The organism is Sinorhizobium sp. BG8, from assembly GCF_016864555.1.
Taxonomy (GTDB): Bacteria; Pseudomonadota; Alphaproteobacteria; order Rhizobiales; family Rhizobiaceae; genus BG8.
Genome location: NZ_CP044011.1, coordinates 2,949,125 through 2,969,597, shown reverse-complemented (window position 1 = coordinate 2,969,597; position 20,473 = coordinate 2,949,125). Strand labels below are relative to the sequence as shown.

17 protein-coding genes and 2 pseudogenes are annotated in these 20,473 nt (G+C 60.9%); 9 read left to right on the top strand and 10 right to left on the bottom strand.

Annotated elements, in window-relative coordinates; translation table 11 throughout:
* Window positions 1-66: 66 nt before the first annotated feature.
* The 3 genes from hspQ to F3Y30_RS14040 form a co-directional block, all read right to left on the bottom strand.
* A complete protein-coding gene (gene hspQ, locus F3Y30_RS14050) occupies window positions 67-402 on the bottom strand; it encodes a heat shock protein HspQ (RefSeq protein WP_203423297.1) in 336 nt (111 codons plus the stop codon).
* A 205-nt stretch (window positions 403-607) separates the two neighbouring features.
* Window positions 608-2,017: a type I glutamate--ammonia ligase gene (gene glnA / locus F3Y30_RS14045; protein WP_203423296.1), complete on the bottom strand. Its 1,410-nt coding sequence runs from the start codon at window positions 2,015-2,017 to the stop codon at window positions 608-610.
* Between the two features lie 59 nt (window positions 2,018-2,076).
* The gene (locus tag F3Y30_RS14040) at window positions 2,077-2,415 is read right to left on the bottom strand and encodes a P-II family nitrogen regulator (protein ID WP_025427016.1); all 339 of its coding nucleotides are present in this window, start codon (window positions 2,413-2,415) and stop codon (window positions 2,077-2,079) included.
* Window positions 2,416-2,753: 338 nt separating this feature from the next.
* On the opposite strand from F3Y30_RS14040, the gene F3Y30_RS14035 reads away from it, so the two are divergent.
* A complete protein-coding gene (locus F3Y30_RS14035; protein WP_203423295.1) occupies window positions 2,754-4,241 on the top strand; it encodes an NAD(P)H-hydrate dehydratase in 1,488 nt (495 codons plus the stop codon).
* A 16-nt stretch (window positions 4,242-4,257) separates the two neighbouring features.
* Here the strand turns inward: F3Y30_RS14035 and F3Y30_RS14030 are convergent, their stop codons facing one another.
* Window positions 4,258-5,061 (bottom strand): DUF72 domain-containing protein, encoded by an 804-nt coding sequence (locus F3Y30_RS14030; RefSeq protein ID WP_203423294.1) that lies wholly within the window; start codon window positions 5,059-5,061, stop codon window positions 4,258-4,260.
* A 231-nt stretch (window positions 5,062-5,292) separates the two neighbouring features.
* Complete coding sequence (uvrA, locus tag F3Y30_RS14025; protein ID WP_203423293.1) at window positions 5,293-8,214, bottom strand: excinuclease ABC subunit UvrA; 2,922 nt, start codon at window positions 8,212-8,214, stop codon at window positions 5,293-5,295.
* Window positions 8,215-8,486: 272 nt separating this feature from the next.
* On the opposite strand from uvrA, the gene F3Y30_RS14020 reads away from it, so the two are divergent.
* Window positions 8,487-8,993, top strand: a complete 507-nt coding sequence (locus F3Y30_RS14020; RefSeq protein WP_203423292.1) for a single-stranded DNA-binding protein — start codon at window positions 8,487-8,489, stop codon at window positions 8,991-8,993.
* A gap of 195 nt (window positions 8,994-9,188) precedes the next feature.
* On the opposite strand, the gene F3Y30_RS14015 is transcribed toward F3Y30_RS14020, so the two are convergent.
* Entirely contained in the window at window positions 9,189-9,830 is a 642-nt protein-coding gene (locus tag F3Y30_RS14015) for a MarC family protein (RefSeq protein ID WP_203423291.1), read from the bottom strand.
* Window positions 9,831-10,069: 239 nt separating this feature from the next.
* Between F3Y30_RS14015 and gyrA the strand changes: the two genes are divergently transcribed.
* Window positions 10,070-12,844: a DNA gyrase subunit A gene (gyrA, locus tag F3Y30_RS14010; RefSeq protein WP_203423290.1), complete on the top strand. Its 2,775-nt coding sequence runs from the start codon at window positions 10,070-10,072 to the stop codon at window positions 12,842-12,844.
* 191 nt (window positions 12,845-13,035) lie between these two features.
* Here gyrA and F3Y30_RS14005 read toward each other — a convergent pair whose 3' ends face one another.
* Both F3Y30_RS14005 and F3Y30_RS26615 read right to left on the bottom strand, forming a co-directional pair.
* Window positions 13,036-13,176: a hypothetical protein gene (locus F3Y30_RS14005; protein ID WP_203423289.1), complete on the bottom strand. Its 141-nt coding sequence runs from the start codon at window positions 13,174-13,176 to the stop codon at window positions 13,036-13,038.
* A 19-nt stretch (window positions 13,177-13,195) separates the two neighbouring features.
* Window positions 13,196-13,321 (bottom strand): hypothetical protein, encoded by a 126-nt coding sequence (locus F3Y30_RS26615; protein WP_281435384.1) that lies wholly within the window; start codon window positions 13,319-13,321, stop codon window positions 13,196-13,198.
* 242 nt (window positions 13,322-13,563) lie between these two features.
* Between F3Y30_RS26615 and coaD the strand changes: the two genes are divergently transcribed.
* The 5 genes and pseudogenes from coaD (at window position 13,564) to tgt (ending at window position 17,517) form a co-directional block, all read left to right on the top strand.
* A complete protein-coding gene (gene coaD / locus F3Y30_RS14000) occupies window positions 13,564-14,058 on the top strand; it encodes a pantetheine-phosphate adenylyltransferase (RefSeq protein ID WP_203423288.1) in 495 nt (164 codons plus the stop codon).
* 31 nt (window positions 14,059-14,089) lie between these two features.
* On the top strand, window positions 14,090-14,662 hold the full coding sequence (locus F3Y30_RS13995; protein ID WP_203423287.1) for a peptidylprolyl isomerase: 573 nt from the start codon (window positions 14,090-14,092) through the stop codon (window positions 14,660-14,662).
* A 25-nt stretch (window positions 14,663-14,687) separates the two neighbouring features.
* Entirely contained in the window at window positions 14,688-15,197 is a 510-nt protein-coding gene (locus tag F3Y30_RS13990; protein ID WP_203423286.1) for a peptidylprolyl isomerase, read from the top strand.
* Window positions 15,198-15,305: 108 nt separating this feature from the next.
* A pseudogene (queA, locus tag F3Y30_RS13985) lies at window positions 15,306-16,387 on the top strand (tRNA preQ1(34) S-adenosylmethionine ribosyltransferase-isomerase QueA).
* Window positions 16,388-17,517 (top strand): annotated as a pseudogene (gene tgt / locus F3Y30_RS13980) (tRNA guanosine(34) transglycosylase Tgt).
* A 20-nt stretch (window positions 17,518-17,537) separates the two neighbouring features.
* Here tgt and F3Y30_RS13975 read toward each other — a convergent pair.
* A complete protein-coding gene (locus tag F3Y30_RS13975; RefSeq protein WP_203423285.1) occupies window positions 17,538-17,963 on the bottom strand; it encodes a DUF4864 domain-containing protein in 426 nt (141 codons plus the stop codon).
* Window positions 17,964-18,605: 642 nt separating this feature from the next.
* On the opposite strand from F3Y30_RS13975, the gene F3Y30_RS13970 reads away from it, so the two are divergent.
* Window positions 18,606-19,550 (top strand): phosphoribosylaminoimidazolesuccinocarboxamide synthase, encoded by a 945-nt coding sequence (locus F3Y30_RS13970; RefSeq protein ID WP_203426620.1) that lies wholly within the window; start codon window positions 18,606-18,608, stop codon window positions 19,548-19,550.
* Between the two features lie 86 nt (window positions 19,551-19,636).
* Here the strand turns inward: F3Y30_RS13970 and F3Y30_RS13965 are convergent, their stop codons facing one another.
* Window positions 19,637-20,470, bottom strand: coding sequence for an MBL fold metallo-hydrolase (locus tag F3Y30_RS13965; protein WP_203423284.1), 834 nt, complete (start codon window positions 20,468-20,470; stop codon window positions 19,637-19,639).
* Window positions 20,471-20,473 lie beyond the last annotated feature (3 nt).

Genomic DNA, 20,473 nt, shown 5'->3' with positions numbered 1-20,473 from the left:
ATTCGACCAAAAAAGAAACCCGGCAGAAATGCCGGGTTTTTTGTTGCAGTTAGCTGCAGCTGCTTCTCAATGGAAAAAGTCCGCCTGCTGTTTCCAGTGGTAATGACCGGAGCCGCCGCGGTCCATCAGGGCATGGACCTGATGGTGGCGAAGCGGTTTGTCGCTGTCGTCGACCACGAGGTTCTGTTCCGAGACATAGGCCACGTACTCCATTTCGTCATTCTCGGCGAAGAGGTGGTAGAATGGCTGGTCCTTCGAGGGACGGATTTCCGCGGGAATGGCGTTCCACCATTCCTCTGTATTGGCGAATTCCGGATCGACGTCGAAGATCACGCCACGGAAGGGAAATACCCGGTGGCGGACTACATCGCCGATCGCAAACTTTGCGGTACGCATCTTCATTGTGTAGCCTTCCTTTCTAGCCATATGTGGGTAACTCCGACGAAACATCAATAGTTCGAGGCTTCGCGCCGAAAGGGTGCCGACCGCGCCGATTCGCACCCCATGGGTGCCTGGACATGGCCAGAACAAAAGAAACCCGGCATTGCTGCCGGGTTTCTCGCTTTTTCGAAGGTCCTTCCGCCCGGGCGAAAGGCCGACGGCCTTGTCAGGCGGAGTAGTACATGTCGAACTCGACCGGATGCGGGGTCATCTCGAACCGCATGACCTCGACCATCTTCAGTTCGATGTAGGCATCGATTTGGTCGTCGTCGAAAACGCCGCCGGCCGTCAGGAACTTGCGATCCTTGTCGAGGCTTTCGAGCGCTTCACGCAAGCTGCCGCAGACGGTCGGGATCTTCTTGAGCTCCTTCGGCGGCAGGTCGTAGAGGTCCTTGTCCATCGCCTTGCCGGGATGGATCTTGTTCTTGATGCCGTCGAGGCCGGCCATCAGCATGGCGGCGAAGCCGAGGTAGGGGTTCGCCAGCGGGTCGGGGAAGCGGACTTCGACGCGCTTGGACTTCGGACCGGAGCCGAACGGAATGCGGCACGAAGCGGAGCGGTTGCGGGCCGAGTAGGCGAGCAGAACCGGAGCCTCATAGCCCGGGACGAGACGCTTGTAGGAGTTCGTCGTCGGGTTGGTAAAGGCGTTGATCGCCTTGGCATGCTTGATGATGCCGCCGATGTAGAAGAGGCAGCTCTCGGACAGGCCGGCATACTCGTCACCAGCGAAGGTCGGCTTACCGTCCTTCCAGATGGACTGGTGCACGTGCATGCCCGAGCCGTTGTCGCCGAAGATCGGCTTCGGCATGAAGGTTGCCGTCTTGCCGTAGGCGTTGGCTACCTGATGGACAACGTACTTGTAGATCTGGATCTTGTCGGCGTTGCGGACCAGAGTGTCGAACTTGACGCCGAGCTCGTGCTGGGCGGCTGCCACTTCGTGGTGCTGCTTTTCGACGACCACGCCCATTTCGGTGAGAACCGTCAGCATTTCGGAGCGCATGTCCTGGCAGCTGTCGACCGGCGGAACCGGGAAGTAACCGCCCTTGACGCGCGGGCGGTGGCCGAGGTTGCCGGTTTCATAGTCGGTGTCGTCGTTCGACGGCAGCTCGGAGGAGTCGAGCTTGAAGCCGGTGTTGTACGGATCCGCCTTGTACTTGACGTCGTCGAACACGAAGAATTCCGGTTCCGGACCGACGAAAACGGTGTCACCGATGCCGGAGGCCTTGAGGTATGCCTCGGCCTTCTTTGCGGTGCCGCGCGGGTCGCGGTTGTAGGCTTCGCCCGAGATCGGGTCGAGAATGTCGCAGAAGATGACCATCGTCGACTGGGCGAAGAAGGGGTCCATGTGAACGGTTGCCGGATCGGGCATCAGGACCATGTCGGATTCGTTGATCGCCTTCCAACCGGCAATCGACGAGCCGTCGAACATGACGCCATCTGCGAACATGTCTTCGTCGACACAGGAAATATCCATCGTCACGTGCTGCAGCTTACCCTTCGGGTCGGTAAAGCGCAGGTCTACGAACTTGACGTCGTTTTCCTTGATTTGTTTGAGGATATCATTTGCAGTCGTCATTTTTGCATTCCCTGTGTGAGATGACGAATGGAAATACCTTGGCCGAACGGCTAGGCGGATTAGATGGCGTCGAGGCCCGTTTCACCGGTACGGATACGGATGACTTCTTCGATATTGGAAACGAAGATCTTGCCGTCCCCGATACGTCCGGTCTGCGCGGCGTTGCGGATCGCTTCAATGACAGCCTCCGCGTTCTCGTCCGCCAGTACGACTTCGACCTTCACCTTGGGAAGGAAGTCGACCACATACTCGGCTCCTCTGTAGAGTTCCGTGTGGCCCTTTTGGCGTCCGAAGCCTTTTGCTTCCGTGACGGTGATACCCTGCAGGCCGACTTCCTGAAGAGCTTCCTTCACTTCGTCCAGCTTGAAAGGCTTTATGATCGCTTCGATCTTTTTCATGAGAAAATGTCTCTCCGCTTCTCCCGTTTACGCAGGACTATGCCCGCTGCCCTCACTGATGCATTTTGCATGCCAAACTGGCGCGTCCGGGTCTTTCGACGTGTGGACACAGTGAGGTAGCATGCATCATGACGGTTTCCAAACCGAAAGCCAGTGAAAAATGCCTAAAAAATACCCCGCGAATGACTGTGCTGTGGAGGGAGCAGACCGCGTCGAGAGCTTTGTCGGCAACGGCATCATTTTTAAGCACTAAAACTATGCAAATGCATAATTTATGATCTTTTGGATGCCTCGATTTTCCTCTTGTTGCTCTACTGGCTTGAAGGCATTGTTCGGGGATGCGTCATCAGCTCGAAAATCTGGTCGTTACACCCGCCGAAATGGCTGCGATCGATCGCAGCGCCGCCGCGTCAGGCATCGACAGCTACGGGCTGATGCTGAAAGCGGGCAGCGCCGCGGGCGCCGCGGCCCTTCGCCACTACCCTGGGGCGCTGCGCTACGTCGTGCTTTGCGGGCCTGGCAACAACGGTGGCGACGGCTACATTGCCGCAGCGCTGTTGTATGAGGCGGGCGCGAGCGTCGATGTGTATTCGCTCGGTGATACGGCTGCCCTCACGGGCGACGCAGCGAGGGCCTTCTCCGACCTTGCGTATCCGACAAAGCCTCTCGCGACCTACGTGCCTCGACCGGGCGACGTCGTGATCGATGCGCTCTTCGGTGCCGGTCTTGCGCGAGATGTCCCGGCAGAAGTTCGTGATGTCGTCTCGGCCGTCACGGCCCGCGATTTGCCCGTCATCGCCGTCGACCTACCCTCCGGCCTATGCGGCCGAATGGGTACCGTCCGCGGAACGGCATTCACGGCGACGCATACCGTCACCTTCATGTGCCGCAAGCCGGGACATGTGTTGTTGCCCGGCAGGCTGCTGTGCGGTTCAATTGAAGTCTTCGACATCGGCATCCCACCTCGCGTCGTCATTGCCGAGTCGCATCATTTGAGGGTCAACTCACCCACGGTCTGGAGGATGGCGCTGCCGTCGTCGCAGCCGGAAGCCCATAAATACAATCGGGGTCATCTGGTGGTGTTTTCCGGCGGGGCCTTGACGACCGGAGCCGCCCGGCTCTCGGCGACGGCCGGATTGAGGGCAGGGGCCGGGCTCGTGACCATCTTTGCGCCCCGGGATGCTCTGGCAACCAATGCCGCGCATCTGACCGCCATCATGCTCAAGGAGGTCGGAGACGTAGCCGATGTGCAGGCGAAAGCCGCCGATCCCCGAATCTCGGCTTTCGTTCTCGGCCCGGGCTTCGGCGACCTGAAGAAAGCGCGGGCCCTGGTGCTGGCGCTGTCGGATCGGCCGCTCGTGCTCGACGCAGACGGCATAACGGCATTCCGGGAGGATCCGGATGTCCTGTTCTCCGCGTTCCGAGAGGGACCGGTGCGACTCGTGCTGACGCCGCACGACGGCGAATTCGCGCGACTGTTTCCCGATCTTGCTGCCGACACGGAGCTGTCCAAGGTAGAGCGCGCCAGGAAGGCGGCCGCGCGCAGCCATGCGGTCGTCGTGATGAAGGGAGCGGATACTGTGATCGCCGCGCCGGACGGGCGCGCCCTCGTCAACGAAAATGCTCCGCCCTGGCTCGCGACCGCAGGATCCGGCGACGTTTTGGCTGGCATCGTTGGCGCCCACCTCGCCAAGGGCATGCCTGCCTTCGAGGCGGCGGCTGCCGCCGTCTGGCGTCATGGAGAGGCAGGCGAACGGGCAGGCGAGGGGATGACGGCAGAGGATCTTGCGGCGTCAATCCGCCCTATCGGTCAAGCCGCCTCCTGAGGTGTTCCCGGCCTGCTCAGCCGGTCCTCTTCTTAAGTTCGCGCGCACCGTTCGGCGCGTTCACCTTTCCCTCGTGAATGAAGAAGGCGAAGACATCTCGCGGCTTGTTCGCGGGCGTGTGGTCGGGATCGATCCGAGGTAGATCGCCGGGCTCGCCGCCTTCGGCCCAGCGCGCCACCCTGTCGGCCCACCGGTCCAGCCTTCCGGGTTCGTAGCAGGTGAGCACATTGTCGTTTCCCTTCTGCAGCCGGGCGTAGACGAAATCCGTCGTCACATCGGCGATCTCGGGATAATCAGCGTGTTCAGCGTAAACGATGGCGACTTTGTGCTTGCGCGCGAGCTTCGCAAATTCCGGAACCATGAAGGAGGGATGGCGCACCTCCAGGGCGTGGCGCAGCGTCAGTCCGTCCTGCTTCTCCGGCAGCAACGCCAGAAAGGCGGTGAAATCTTCGGGCTCGAATTTCTTCGTCGGCGCGAACTGCCAGAGTATCGGCCCAAGATGCGGCCCGAGTTCGGTCAGTCCCTGTGTCAGAAAACGCTCCATCGACTCGCCCGCACTCGCCAGAACCTTGCGGTTTGTCACAAAGCGGCTTGCCTTGAGCGTGAAAATGAAGCCCTCCGGCACTTCGGAGGCCCATTTGGCGAATGTCTCGGGCTTCTGCGAGCTGTAATAGGTACCGTTGACCTCGATCGCCGTCAGCTCCCGGCTCGCATATTCGAGCTGTTTCTTCTTCGGCAGCTTCTCCGGATAGAACGTTCCTTCCCATGGATCGAAGGTCCACCCGCCTATGCCGGTGCGGATCGTGCCGGTTTTGGTCATGCTGTTCCCCATCGAAGTTAGCTGGAACCTTGGCCGGCCCACGTGAACCGGCCTCGAGAAGATCTGAACGCGTGTGACGGCAGAAGGTGACTGAGCTCCGGATCAGAGTCACGCAAATCTGACCGGCCGTTCGAGGGGAAGGATCATGGAGCACGACCATGAACCCTTCATGCAGTCTGCTCGCGACGCCGCCCCCAGAAGAACCCGTGACCGCCGGTCACGAGCTGTCCCTCACTCCGCGGCTTCGGCCTTTCGTTGTGGACGCCGCTCGAGCAATTCCTTGAGAAACTTTCCGGTGTAGGACCGATCCACCTTCACCACCTGTTCCGGCGTACCTTCGGCAATGACCTCGCCGCCGCCATCGCCGCCCTCGGGTCCGAAATCGATGACCCAGTCCGCCGTCTTGATGACTTCGAGGTTGTGTTCGATCACCACGACCGAATTGCCCTGGTTCACCAGCTCGTGCAGCACCTCGAGCAGCTTCGCAACGTCGTGGAAATGCAGGCCCGTTGTGGGTTCGTCCAGGATATAGAGCGTGCGACCAGTCGAGCGCTTTGACAGTTCCTTTGCCAGCTTGACGCGCTGCGCCTCGCCGCCCGAGAGCGTATTCGCCTGCTGGCCGACCTTGATGTAGCCGAGGCCCACCTGGTTCAGCGTCACCAGCTTGTCGCGCACGGCAGGCACGGCCGCGAAGAACTCGACGCCTTCCTCCACGGTCATGTCGAGCACATCGGCGATCGACTTGCCCTTGAAGTGCACGTCCAGCGTTTCCCGGTTGTACCGTTTGCCGTGGCAGACGTCGCAAGTGACATAGACGTCTGGCAGGAAGTGCATCTCGATCTTGATGACGCCGTCGCCCTGGCAGGCTTCGCAGCGCCCGCCCTTCACGTTGAAGGAGAAGCGCCCCGGCTGGTAGCCGCGCGCCTTTGCCTCCGGCAATCCGGCGAACCAGTCGCGGATCGGCGTGAAGGCCCCGGTGTATGTCGCCGGGTTCGAGCGCGGCGTCCGGCCGATCGGGGACTGGTCGATATCGATGACCTTGTCGATGAATTCGAAGCCGTCGATGCGATCGTGCTCGGCAGGGTTTTCGCGCGCGCCCATGATGCGGCGCGCCGCCGACTTGTAGAGCGTTTCGATGAGGAAGGTCGACTTGCCTCCGCCGGAAACGCCGGTGACAGCGGTAAAGACACCAAGCGGGATCGAAGCAGTCACGTTCTTTAGGTTGTTGGCTCGCGCGCCGACGACCGTGATCTCCCGCTTCTTCTTCGGCTTGCGGCGTTCGGCCGGCACCGCCACGGAAAGTTCGCCCGAAAGGTACTTGCCCGTAAGCGATTTCGGGTTCGCCATGATGTCGGCGGGCGCGCCCTGCGCAATCACTTCGCCACCATGGATGCCCGCCGCCGGGCCGATGTCGACGACATAGTCTGCGGTCAGGATCGCGTCTTCGTCATGCTCCACGACGATCACGGTATTGCCGATATCACGAAGATGGCGAAGCGTCTCCAGAAGGCGGGCATTGTCACGCTGATGAAGGCCGATCGACGGCTCGTCGAGGACGTAGAGCACGCCGGTGAGGCCGGAACCTATCTGCGAGGCGAGCCGGATGCGCTGGCTTTCGCCACCGGACAAAGTTCCGGAATTGCGCGAAAGGCTCAGATATTCCAGCCCGACATCGTTGAGGAAGCGCAGCCTCTCGCGGATTTCCTTGAGGATGCGGACCGCGATCTCGTTCTGCTTGGCGTTCATGTGGTCCGGCAGCTTGTCGAACCAGTCGCGTGCGACGCGGATCGACATCTCGGTCACTTCGCCGATATGCAACTTGTCGATCTTGACGGCGAGCGCCTCGGGTTTCAGGCGGTAGCCGTTGCAGGCCGGGCAGGGGGCCGCCGACATGTAACGCTCGATTTCCTCGCGCGCCCATGCAGAATCGGTTTCCTTCCAGCGTCGTTCGAGGTTCGTCACGATCCCCTCGAAAGACTTGGTCGTCTTGTAGGAGCGCGCGCCGTCCTGGTAATTGAACTCCACCTTCTCGCGGGTGCCGTGCAGGATCGCGTCCTGAGCCTCCTCGGAAAGGTCCGACCAGCGGTTCGAAAGCTTGAAGCCATAGGCGGCGCCGAGGGCTTCCAGCGTCTGATTGTAGTAGGGCGAGGACGACTTCGCCCATGGCGCGATGGCGCCATCCCGCAGGGTGCGCTGCGGTTCGGGAACGATGAGGTCTTCGTCGATCTTCTGCTGGCTTCCCAGACCGTCGCAGGTGGAGCATGCGCCGAAGGGATTGTTGAAGGAAAAGAGCCGGGGCTCGATCTCGGAAATGGTGAAGCCGGAAACAGGGCAGGCAAACTTCTCCGAGAACAGCACCCGTTCATGCGTCTCGTTGAGCGACTTGTTTGCACTTCCGCCTGCTGCCGTTTCTTCCGGTGGCAGGGGCTTGTCCGCGAATTCGGCGATCGCGAGACCGTCCGCAAGCGTCAGACATGTTTCGATGCTGTCGGCCAGGCGTGCGGCTAGGTCCGGCCGGACCACGATCCGATCGACCACGACGTCGATGTCGTGCTTGTATTTCTTGTCGAGGGCAGGCGCGTCTGCGATCTCGTAGAACTGGCCGTCGATCTTGACGCGCTGGAAGCCCTTTTTCATGAGCTCCGCCAGTTCCTTCTTGTATTCTCCCTTACGGCCTCTGACGACCGGCGCCAGGATATAGAGCCGCGTACCTTCGCCCATGTCGAGGACACGGTCGACCATCTGGCTGACGGTCTGGCTCTCGATCGGAAGTCCGGTCGCCGGAGAATAAGGCACGCCGACGCGGGCGAACAGCAGGCGCATGTAGTCGTAGATCTCGGTGACTGTCCCTACCGTCGATCGGGGATTGCGCGAAGTCGTCTTCTGCTCGATGGAGATCGCGGGAGACAGGCCATCGATCTGGTCGACATCGGGCTTTTGCATCATCTCGAGGAACTGGCGGGCATATGCCGACAGGCTCTCGACGTAGCGGCGCTGGCCCTCCGCATAGATCGTGTCGAAGGCAAGCGAGGACTTGCCCGAGCCGGAAAGTCCGGTCATCACGATCAGCTTGTTGCGGGGCAGATCCAGGTCGATGCCCTTGAGGTTATGTTCGCGCGCGCCGCGGATGGAGATGGTCTTTAGTTCGCTCATGGTGTCCAGCGTGAGGATCTCGTTTGCGCATCCTATGTAGGGACTGACGACAGCCTGTCCATGCGCTTCGGGATAAATCCGTGCCTGTTTCCGATTCGGTTGACAAGATACTAGGGATTTTCTAGAACAAAAAAAGAACAAATTGCAGGTGGAATTTCATCTGTGGATTACTGGCTTCGCGGGGCGGCGCCGGCGGTCGGCAATCGATAAGATGGATGGATTGCATTTTAACGAAACCGGGCTCGCCTGGTGCGGTGACAGGAACAAAAGCGATGGCTGGTAGCGTCAACAAGGTTATCTTGATCGGAAACGTCGGGGCGGACCCGGAAATCCGGCGCACGCAGGACGGCCGCCCGATCGCCAACCTGCGGATCGCGACGTCGGAGACGTGGCGGGACCGCAATTCCGGCGAACGCCGGGAAAAGACGGAATGGCACACGGTCGTGGTTTTCAACGAAGGCCTGTGCAAGGTCGTCGAACAGTACGTGAAGAAGGGCGCCAAGCTCTACATCGAGGGCGCGCTGCAGACGCGGAAGTGGCAGGATCAGAACGGCAACGACCGTTATTCGACGGAAGTCGTCCTGCAGGGCTTTGGCTCGACGCTGACGATGCTCGACGGTCGCGGCGAGGGCGGTGGCGACCGTCGCGGGGGGGCGGACTTCGGCGGTGCGCCGAGCTACGACGACTATGGATCCCAGCCGTCCTCCTCGTCCTCGAGCCGGTCGAGCAGCTCGGCCTCGTCATTCTCGCGCGACATGGACGACGACATCCCGTTCTGATCGCTTCGCAATAGCGATCCCGCCTTTCGGCTCATTGATGCCACCTCCTGCTGACCGCAAGGGGTGGCATGTTTGTTTGCGCTCCAACCCCGCAGCCAAAGCACGGAGCCTGACATGTGGAACGCTGCAGCGCCAACGCTGCTGTATCGACAAAGGCAGCTTTCGCGCGGCAGAGGTTGCGTGTCGTCGAGCTGATCAGGGGCCGGTGTAGACGGACAACGTAGCTCTCAGCCCGTCGATCACGAATTGCACCGCAAGGGCGGCGAGGATCACGCCAAGCAATCGGGTAAGGATCGCCCGGCCGGTAACCCCCAGGAACCGGTCGATGCGCTCCGCGACGACGAGCGCGAGAAAGAGCACGAGAAGGCAAATCGCGATAACCGCAATGAGGCCCGCCCGCTGCACCGGCGTGGGGAAGGATCCCGCAAGCAGGATGGTCGCCGAAATCGCGCCCGGACCCGCGATCAGGGGCAGGGCGAGGGGAAAGACCGCAATGTTGTGAATGTGGTCCTTGGTGATCGCCACCTCGCTGGTCTTCTCCTTGCGGTCCTGCCGGCGCTCGAAAATCATCTCGAACGCGATCCAGAACAGGAGAAAGCCTCCGGCGATGCGGAAGGCGCCGATGGAGATACCGAGCAGGCCCAGCAGGCTCGCGCCGGTCAAGGCGAATGCTGTCAGAATGCAGAAAGCGATGATCGTGCCGCGAAGCGCTACCTGCTTTCGCTGGGCGCGGTTCATGCCGATGGTCAGTCCGAGAAAGAGCGGCGCCAGTCCGGGTGGATCGATGGTTACGAGCAGCGTGGTGGTTGCGTTGACCAGCTGATCCACGTTGAGCATCGGCTGCGTCTCCCCGCCACCCCTTGCGCTCCGGGACGAGCCCCGGTACGACAATTGTTAGACGAGGGCGGGACCGAGGGGAAGGCCCACGAACCCCAATCGCCGATTGCGCCACCAAATCGCGCCAATTGGCGGATTTTCTGGGAAAAGCCTGTTCAAAACTGCCGCCAAAATTGGCGCCGGCAGTTGCTGTAGGCTATAAAAACAAGAATGATTCTTAGCAAAGATCGTGATCAAAATTGACCGAACAAACGACCCCCGGCGGCAAGAACCCTCCCGGCATTGAGCCCATCTCGATTATCGAGGAAATGCAGCGGTCCTATCTCGACTACGCCATGAGCGTGATCGTGAGCCGCGCGCTTCCCGATGTGCGTGATGGCCTCAAGCCCGTTCACCGGCGCATCCTGTACGGGATGAACGAGCTCGGGATCGACTGGAACAAGAAGTACGTCAAGTGCGCCCGCGTCACCGGTGACGTGATGGGTAAATACCATCCCCACGGCAACATGGCGATCTATGACGCACTCGCCCGTATGGCGCAGGACTGGTCGCTTCGCCTGCCGTTGATCGACGGCCAGGGCAATTTCGGCTCGATCGACGGTGACCCGCCGGCGGCCGAACGCTACACCGAGTGCCGGCTGGAAAAGGCCGCACACTCGCTTCTCGACGATCTCGACAAGGAGACCGTGGATTTCCGCGACAACTATGACGGCACCCTGCAGGAGCCCGTCGTCGTTCCCGCGAAGTTCCCGAACCTTCTCGTCAATGGCGCCGGCGGTATTGCCGTCGGCATGGCGACGAACATCCCGCCGCACAATCTTTCGGAAGTCATCGACGGCTGCGTAGCACTGATCGACAATCCGGCAATCGAACTCATCGATCTCATGCAGATCATCCCCGGACCGGATTTTCCGACTGGTGCATTGATCCTCGGCCGGGCCGGCATACGTCAGGCCTACGAGACGGGCCGCGGATCGGTCATCATGCGCGGCCGAGCCCATATCGAGCCCATGCGCGGCGACCGCGAACAGATCATCATCACGGAAGTTCCCTATCAGGTGAACAAGGCGACGATGATCGAGAAGATGGCCGAGCTCGTGCGCGAGAAGCGCATCGAGGGCATCTCCGACCTGCGCGACGAGTCCGATCGCCAGGGCTACCGCGTCGTGATCGAGCTGAAGCGCGACGCCAATGCCGAGGTGATCCTCAACCAGCTCTATCGGTATACGCCGCTCCAGACATCGTTCGGCTGCAACATGGTTGCGCTCAATGGCGGCAAGCCGGAGCAGATGACACTTCTCGACATGCTGCGGGCCTTCGTCGCGTTCCGCGAGGAAGTCGTCAGCCGCCGCACGAAGTATCTGCTGCGCAAGGCGCGCGAACGTGCGCACGTCTTGGTGGGCCTCGCGATCGCCGTCGCCAACATCGACGAAATCATCGCGCTGATCCGCAATGCGCCTGATCCGCAGACCGCGCGCGAACAATTGATGGAGCGGCGTTGGCCGGCAAAGGACGTCGAGGCTCTCATCCGCCTCATCGACGACCCGCGCCACCGCATCAACGACGACCTGACCTACAACCTTTCCGAAGAGCAGGCCCGCGCCATTCTGGAACTGCGCCTCGCTCGCCTGACGGCGCTCGGCCGTGACGAAATCGGTGACGAGCTGAACAAGATCGGCGAGGAAATCCGCGATTTCCTCGAGATCCTGAGCTCCCGTCTCCGGATCATGAGCATCGTCAAGCAGGAGCTCGTGGCGGTTCGCGACGAGTTCGGAACGCCACGTCGCACCGAGATCGCCGACGGCGGCCCGGACATGGACGACGAGGACCTCATCGCCCGGGAAGACATGGTGGTGACGGTCTCGCATCTCGGGTACGTAAAGCGCGTGCCCTTGGCCACCTATCGTGCGCAGCGACGCGGCGGAAAGGGGCGTTCCGGCATGGCAACGCGCGACGAGGATTTCGTCACGCGGCTGTTCGTCGCCAACACCCATACGCCTGTCCTGTTCTTCTCCTCGCGCGGCATCGTCTACAAGGAAAAGGTCTGGCGCCTGCCGATCGGCACGCCGCAGTCACGCGGCAAGGCCCTGATCAACATGCTGCCGATCGAACCCGGCGAACGCATCACCACGATCATGCCGCTGCCCGAGGATGAAACCACGTGGGAGAACCTCGACGTCATGTTCTCCACGACGCGTGGAACCGTTCGACGCAACAAGCTCAGCGACTTCGTACAGGTCAACCGCAACGGCAAGATCGCGATGAAGCTCGACGAGGAGGGCGACGAGATCCTCAACGTCGAGACATGCACGGACCGCGACGATGTTCTCCTCACGACCGCGCTCGGACAGTGCATCAGGTTCCCTGTCGACGACGTGCGCGTCTTTGCGGGCCGGAATTCGGTCGGTGTGCGCGGCATATCGCTCGGTGAAGGCGACCGCATCATCTCGATGTCGATCGTCAGCCATGTGGATGCCGAGCCGTGGGAACGCGCAGCCTACCTCAAGCGCTCGGCAGCCGATCGTCGTGCGGCAGGCGGCGACGTCGAGGAAATCGCGCTCGTCGGCGAGGAAGTCACGGATGAAGGCCAGCTTCCGGACGATCGCTACGAAGAGCTCAAGGCCCGCGAACAGTTCGTGCTGACGGTATCGGAGAGAGGCTTCGGCAAACGCTCGTCCTCCTACGATTTCCGCACCTCTGGCCGAGGCGGGAAGGGCATCCGGGCGACCGACACCTCCAAGACCGGGGAGATCGGCGATCTGGTTGCCGCGTTCCCGGTCGCCGAAGCGGACCAGCTCATGCTCGTCTCTGATGGTGGCCAGCTCATCCGCGTGCCGGTCGACGGTATCCGCATTGCCAGCCGCGCAACCAAGGGCGTTACAATCTTCTCTACTGCCAAGGACGAGAAGGTGGTGTCGGTCGAGCGTATCAGCGAACCGGAAACCGACGAGGAAGAGGAGGGCGCTGAAGGCCTTCCCGAAGGTGACGCACCGGCGCCGACCGTCGAGGAATAGGTTTCCAGGCGGATACGCGTCCACGACGCCCAATCTTTGAAAACCGGCAATTCTCTAAAACCGGGCGGTCAAACCGCCCGGTTTTTTCATGTGCGCGGGCAACACAAATTGCAGCCCGCTGATCGGCGGCGAGGGGGCGCCTCCCGTTTGATTGCGCGAGACCTCACGAGGTCGTTCCCGAGCGGGGTGCGCTAGACGCCGAAGCCGCCTACTTCTCTTTTCGCAACCGCCAATGCCTCGCGATCACGTTTCGTCGCCTGGATGGTTCCAGCAAAATCGGCGATGAACAGGATCGTTATTGCCGTGATCGAGACGATGGTTGCAGCCACCATTTCATTGCCCCCGAGCGCTTCAGCGGATCCATTTTCCGCGGGCCGCAAGTTTGCTGACGGCGTCGCAGTTCTCTTCATGCACCGAGCGGATGGTCGCTGCGGTCAGACCGATGAACATAGCCAGGCAAAGTAAGGCGAGTATCATTTTGCCATTCCTTCCAGCGTGGGTGCGTGTTGCTCGGTTGTACTCAAGTCTCTCGGCACCAGAACGGGCCTGGCCGACTTTTGTTCCAGCGCCGGCGTTTGCGATTGCATCGCGCCCACTGGCAACCCCAAATGGATCCCGGCGGCGCCATCACCAACGGTGGATGACGTCGACGGCTATTACGTCCCGCACCTTGCGAAACCGTTCTGTCCGTGACAAAAGGCGGCAAACGGGAACCGCTCATGACGATCGCCTTCTATCCTGGATCCTTCGATCCGATGACAAACGGCCATCTCGACGTCCTCATGCAGGCGTTGAACGTGGCGTCGAAGGTCATTGTGGCGATCGGCATTCATCCGGGGAAGACACCGCTTTTCTCGTTCGAGGAGAGGGCAGGTCTCATCCGAGCGTCGCTCGCCGAAGCCATGCCGGGACGGCGGGATGATCTGAGCGTCGTCTCTTTCGCAAATCTGGTGGTCGACGCAGCGCGCGACCATGGTGCCTCACTGCTGATCCGGGGGCTCCGCGATGGTACTGACCTCGACTACGAGATGCAGATGGCCGGCATGAACCGCCAGATGGCACCGGATGTGCAGACGGTGTTTTTGCCGGCGGGAACGGCGTCCCGGCCCATTACCGCCACATTGGTCCGCCAGATCGCCGCAATGGGCGGAGATGTGAAGGCTTTCGTTCCAGCCCCCGTATATTCCGCTCTCAAGGCCAAACACGGCCATTGAGCGGCTATCGTTCAACTTCCAGGGAGTTATCATGAGGTTCGTCGAGATCGCCTTTGCAGGGGCAATGTTCCTTGCCTCCATCGCCGGCACCGCCAGCGCGCAGTCCAAGGATGACTTCATCACCATTCAACTCAAGGACGGCCCGGTCGTCGTTCAGCTCCTGCCCGACGTCGCTCCGAAGCATGTCGAGCGCATCAAGGCTCTGGCGGCTGCTGGAGAATATGACAACGTTGCATTCCACCGCGTCATCGAAGGCTTCATGGCCCAGACCGGCGACGTGAAGTACGGCGACCTCAACGACGGCTACGAGGCTGGAGCAGCTGGCACGGGCGGATCCAGCCAACCCGATCTTCCGTCAGAATTCTCGGAAGTGCCGTTCGAGCGCGGGACGGTGGGGATGGCGCGCAGCCAGGATCCCAACTCCGCCAACTCCCAGTTCTTCATCATGTTCGCGCCCGGCAGCTTCCTGAACGGTCAGTACACGGTTGTCGGCCAGGTCGTCGAAGGCATGGAAAACGTCGACAAGATCAAGCGCGGCGACGAAGCCAACAACGGCTCCGTCACCGATCCCGACCGGATGATCAAGGTCACCGTCGGAAAGTAATGTCCACGCACAAGGAGTAAGGACAATGGCCGAGATCAAGGATCCGGAAAACACCATCATCATGGAGACCTCGAAGGGCAAGGTCGTGATCCAGCTTCTGCCGGATCTGGCACCGGGCCACGTCGCGCGCATCAAGGAACTGACCCGCGAGGGTGCCTATGACGGCGTGGTGTTCCACCGCGTGATCGAGGACTTCATGGCCCAGACGGGCGACGTGCAGTACGGCAAGACCGGCGGCAAGGACTTCAATCCTGCCCGCGCAGGCATGGGCGGCTCCGAGAAGCCTGACCTCAAGGCCGAATTCTCGAACATGAGCCATATTCGCGGCACGTGCTCGATGGCGCGCAGTCAGATGCCGAACTCCGCCAACTCGCAGTTCTTCATCTGCTTCACCGACGCGCCCTGGCTCAACAAGCAGTACTCGGTCTGGGGACAGGTTATCGAAGGAATGGACAATATCGACAAGATCAAGCGCGGCGAGCCCGTGCGCGATCCCGATACCATCGTTTCGATGAAGGTTGCGGCCGACGCCTAAGGCGTTTGTTTTCGAAAGCCCGCCCCGGTGCCAACGCACCAGGGCGGGTTTTGCCGTTTGATGGCAGCCACTTTACCCAGGCCCAGCACCTGAGATACAGACCCTCGCATGCGTGTAGACCTCTTTGATTTCGACCTTCCGGAAGACCGTATAGCCCTTAGGCCCGCGAACCCGCGCGAAGCCGCACGTCTGCTCGTCGTGACGCCGGACGAGGCGACGCTGCTCGCCGACCGTCATGTGCGCGACCTTCCGGATCTGCTTCGGGCAGGCGATGCGCTCGTCTTCAACGACACGCGGGTTATCCCGGCGCAGCTCGAAGGCGAACGTCATCGGGACGGAGCGGGCACCCAGCGGGTTTCGGTGACGCTGCACATGCGCGTGGCACCCGACAGCTGGAAGGCCTTCGCCAAGCCCGGCAAGCGAATAAAGCCCGGAGACCGCATCCGTTTCGGCCATGAGACGAATGCCTGTTTCCTCGGTGCCCTCGATGCGACCGTGGAAGAGAAAGGCGAGGGCGGTGAAGTCACCCTCCGCTTCGATTTCTCGGGACCGGCTCTCGACGAGGCGATCGCGTCGGTGGGACACATTCCGCTTCCTCCCTATATTGCCTCGAAGCGCGGCGACGACGAGGCGGACCGACGGGACTACCAGACGATCTACGCTCGCGAGGAAGGAGCCGTTGCCGCACCGACGGCCGGATTGCACTTCACCGACGCTCTCTTCGCCTCGCTCGAAGCCAAGGGGATCGAGCGCCATTTCGTGACGCTGCATGTTGGCGCGGGGACGTTCCTGCCCGTGAAGGTCGACGACACGAACGACCATGTCATGCACCAGGAGATTGGATACGTCTCCGCCGAGACGGCCGACGCCCTCAATGCCGTGCGCGCCGGGGAGGGCGTATCGTCTCGGTCGGCACGACATCGCTGCGACTGCTCGAAAGCGCTGCCGACGAGAGCGGCACGATCCGGCCATGGTCCGGGGCAACCGGGATCTTCATCACGCCCGGCTACCGATTTCGCACGGCCGACATGCTGATGACCAATTTCCACCTGCCGAAGTCGACACTGTTCATGCTGGTCTCTGCCTTTTCGGGCCTCGAGACCATGCGCGACGCCTACGACCACGCGATTGCGACCGGTTATCGTTTCTATTCCTATGGCGACACGAGCCTCCTTCACCGGAAGACCTGAATGAGCGACCAATTCGAATTCAAGCTGCTTGCTACCGACGGCAAGGCGCGCCGCGGCGAAATCACCATGCCGCGCGGAACCATCCGCACACCGGCCTTCATGCCGGTCGGTACCGTCGGCTCGGTCAAGGCGATGTATCTGGACCAGGTGAGGGAGCTCGGCGCCGACATCATCCTCGGCAACACCTACCACCTCATGCTGCGCCCGGGCCCGGAGCGCGTGGCGCGCCTCGGGGGTTGCACGAGCTGATCCGCTGGCCCTTTCCGATCCTGACGGACTCGGGCGGCTTCCAGGTCATGTCGCTGTCAGCCTTGCGCAAGCTCGACGAACGGGGCGTGACCTTCAAGAGCCATGTCGACGGTTCGCTACACCACATGTCTCCGGAACGTTCCATAGAGATCCAGGGGCTGCTCGACAGCGACATCCAGATGCAGCTCGACGAATGCGTTGCGCTGCCGGCGGAGCGCAGCGACATCGAGCGCGCGATGGAGATGTCCGTCCGTTGGGCGGAGCGCTGCAAGGTGGCCTTTGGCGATCAGCCCGGAAAGGCCATGTTCGCTATCGTCCAGGGCGGTGACGTCCCGGAACTGCGGGTACGCTCAGCCGAGGCACTTTCGGCGCTCGATCTAAAGGGCTACGCGATCGGGGGGCTTGCGGTGGGCGAACCGCAGGAGGTCATGCTCGACATGATCGACACGACCTGCCCGCATCTGCCATTCGAAAAACCGCGCTATCTGATGGGAGTCGGCACGCCCGACGATATCCTGAAGTCCGTGGCGCACGGCATCGACATGTTCGACTGTGTCATGCCCACGCGGTCGGGCCGTCACGGACTGGCCTTTACCCGTTTCGGCAAGGTCAATATCCGCAACGCCAAGCATGCGGAAGACAAGCGACCGCTCGATCCGCAGTCGTCGTGCCCGGCGACCCGGGACTATTCCCGTGCGTATCTGCACCATCTGGTGCGTTCCAACGAGTCGCTTGGCGGCATGCTGCTGTCGTGGAGCAACCTTGCATACTACCAGGATCTGATGGCCGGAATCCGCAAGGCCATAGAGGAGGGCCGCTTCGCGGACTTCATGGCCGAAACGCAGGAAAACTGGGCACGCGGCGACGCGGCAATGACCTGACACGCTTGGGCAGCCTTCGCTCAGATGGCCGGTCCCGGAGCGGACTTCACGATCATCACGCCATTGATCTTGTAGGTACCGTCAGGCTGCTTCACGAGCTGGTAGATCGCGGTCCAGTCCTTTCCATCAGAACCGGATATGAGCACTTCCTGAATAACGGATTCCTTCGTGATCTTGTTACGCCCGAAGGCGAAATTTCCGGGCCGATAGACAGGACCGTAGCTTCGCTTGACCATGTCGAAGAACGTCGCCTCGTTACCGAACTTGTCCTGAACCGACGGCGAAGCAAAGGAATAAGCCGTCTTTGCATCGTCATGCTGAAATGCCGAGATCTGTTGCTGGATGACGGATTGAACCGTGTCCACCGGCTCCTCAGAGCGGGTGTGGTCGACTGCGAATGCAACAAGGGGCAGGCAAAGGGCAAATGCGACGAAGCTCTTCTTCATGGCGCGCACTCCTTCGATCAAGATTCTAGGTCAGGGTCAAAATCTTGGAAGAGAGTGCCATACCTCACACGGTATCGACCGTTGAGCATTTGAAGGAATTAAATGCAGGATAAACAGGTAATTGCTTCAGGATCTTCATATGCAAGTGAGGGCTTCAACTATTCGTGATGTCAGACGCGGCGGTCGCCCGCTCTGACAGGCTGCTGTGAGTCAGAGCAGACGCGTCATCAGAGGATAACGATTGCGTCGAATTTGCCCTGAGCATTGAGCGCGACGGCGGAGCGTCGGTTTCACTGGCATCGTCTCTGCGATGGGAAACAAGAGCTGCGCGACGCACGATCCAAGGACTCTGACGCGACGCTCATTCATATCGATCAGGGGAAGGAAGTTTCCTGGGCCTCGCAAGTCGCACTTCATCCTTGAACCCGCCCCCGCTACATACTTAGATCGCATAAGATAGATTATGGAACTAATACATTGCCACGAACCACGTGGTATGTACCTTCCAGGCGTCGCGCCGCTCGACTTGCCGGCGGCTGCGAAAGCCACCTGATCCGATTGACGTCTTGACCTAGGCACTCCTGCTGCTTAAGCCCTAGCCGAAGAACAATCGCCAATGAAAGACCGGCCCCAATGAGCGAGTTGCGCGTTCTCTCCGATGCCTTCATCCCCGAGCTCCCGAACCGCTACAATGGCAAGGTCCGCGAAAACTATGACTTGCCGGATGGCCGGCGCATCATCATAGCCACAGACCGACTGAGCGCGTTCGACATCATCCTGACTTCGATTCCATTCAAGGGCCAGGTTCTCACGCAGACGGCACGCTACTGGTTCGAGGAAACAGCGGACATCTGCCCGAACCACGTGCTGGACTATCCGGATCCAAACGTCGTCGTCGGGACCAGGCTCGATATTCTTCCAGTCGAGATCGTGGTGCGCGGCTATCTCGCGGGCACCACGAGCACGTCCATTCTGACCAAGTATCGCAACGGCGAGCGCGACATGTACGGTATCCGTCTGCCGGACGGACTGCGCGACAACGAGAAGCTGCCCGAGGCAATCATCACGCCGACGAGCAAGGCCTTTCACGGCGGACATGACGAACCGTTGTCCAGTGCCGAGATCCTGTCCCAGGGCCTCCTGACGAAGGAACAATGGGAAACTGTCTCCAACTATGCGCTGGCGCTGTTTTCGCGCGGTCAGGCTCGTGCGGCCGAGCGCGGGCTCATCCTGGTCGACACCAAGTACGAATTCGGCACCGACGCCAGCGGCAAGATCATCCTGGCCGACGAGATCCATACGCCAGACAGCAGTCGCTACTGGCTGGCTGAAAGCTACGAACGGAGCTTCGAAACCGGCGAGCGTCCGGCCAGCTTCGACAAGGATTTCGTGCGGGCCTGGGTCACGGCGCGGTGCGATCCCTACAAGGATCCGGTCCCGGAAATCCCGCGCGAACTCGTCGAGGAAACGTCGCGGGTCTACATCCAGGCCTACGAGGCGATCACCGGAAAGACATTTGTTCCGGACCTCTCGGACGCTACGGTGCTCGAGCGTATTCGTAAGAACCTCCAGCCCTATTTCAGCTAGCGCGCATCTCCCGAAGGCGCGAGTGCGCATCGGTATAAAGTCAAATAAAACAATGATTTGTAGCGGCTTTCGTAGAAAGCCGCTCTTCAATCCTGGACGAATTCGCTGGTCACGTCGAATTCGATGACCATCTGGTCATAGGCCGGTTCCACATGGTCGGGGGTTTCCCGCATGACAGTGTCGTAGTCGAGCGGAACATGCATGTGGGTCAGGAGCGCCTTTTCGGGCGAAAGCCGCTCGATCCATTCGAGCGCCTGCTGCAGTGAAAAATGGCTCGGGTGATGCCGGTATTGCACCGCGTCGATGATGAGCAGATCGAGACCGCACAGGCGCGGGATCGTCGTTTCCGGAAAATCGCTGACGTCGCTGCAATAGGCAACGTTTCCGAACCGGAAGCCAAGCGAGTGAATGGATCCATGAACCTGAAGCAGGGGTTCTATCGGCAATGGACCGCCTGCCCCCTCGATCACGATCGGTCTGTCGAGCGTCTCGATCAGGTTCGCCGTGATGATCGGCGGATACATGCTTCCAGGCGGTGTCTGCAGGCAATAGCCGAAGCGGCTTCGAATGAGATCCATGGTCGGCGCGTCTGCCCAGATCGGGACCTGCCGATGGTGCTGGAGCACGAAACCGCGAATATCGTCTATGCCGTGCAGATGGTCCGCATGGGCATGGCTGTAGATGACGGCGTCGATATCGACGACGCCTGCCGCAATCATCTGAGCGCGGAAATCCGGCCCGGTGTCTATGACGACCGAAGTCTTTCCACCATCCGGACCGATCTGCTCGACCAGCAACGAGGTCCGGGTACGGCGATTCTTCGGGTTTTTCGGATCGCAGGCTCCCCAATCGCCCGTAATCCTAGGGACACCGGGTGAAGACCCGCAGCCCAGAATGTTGAATCGCCGCAGATAGGCCAACGA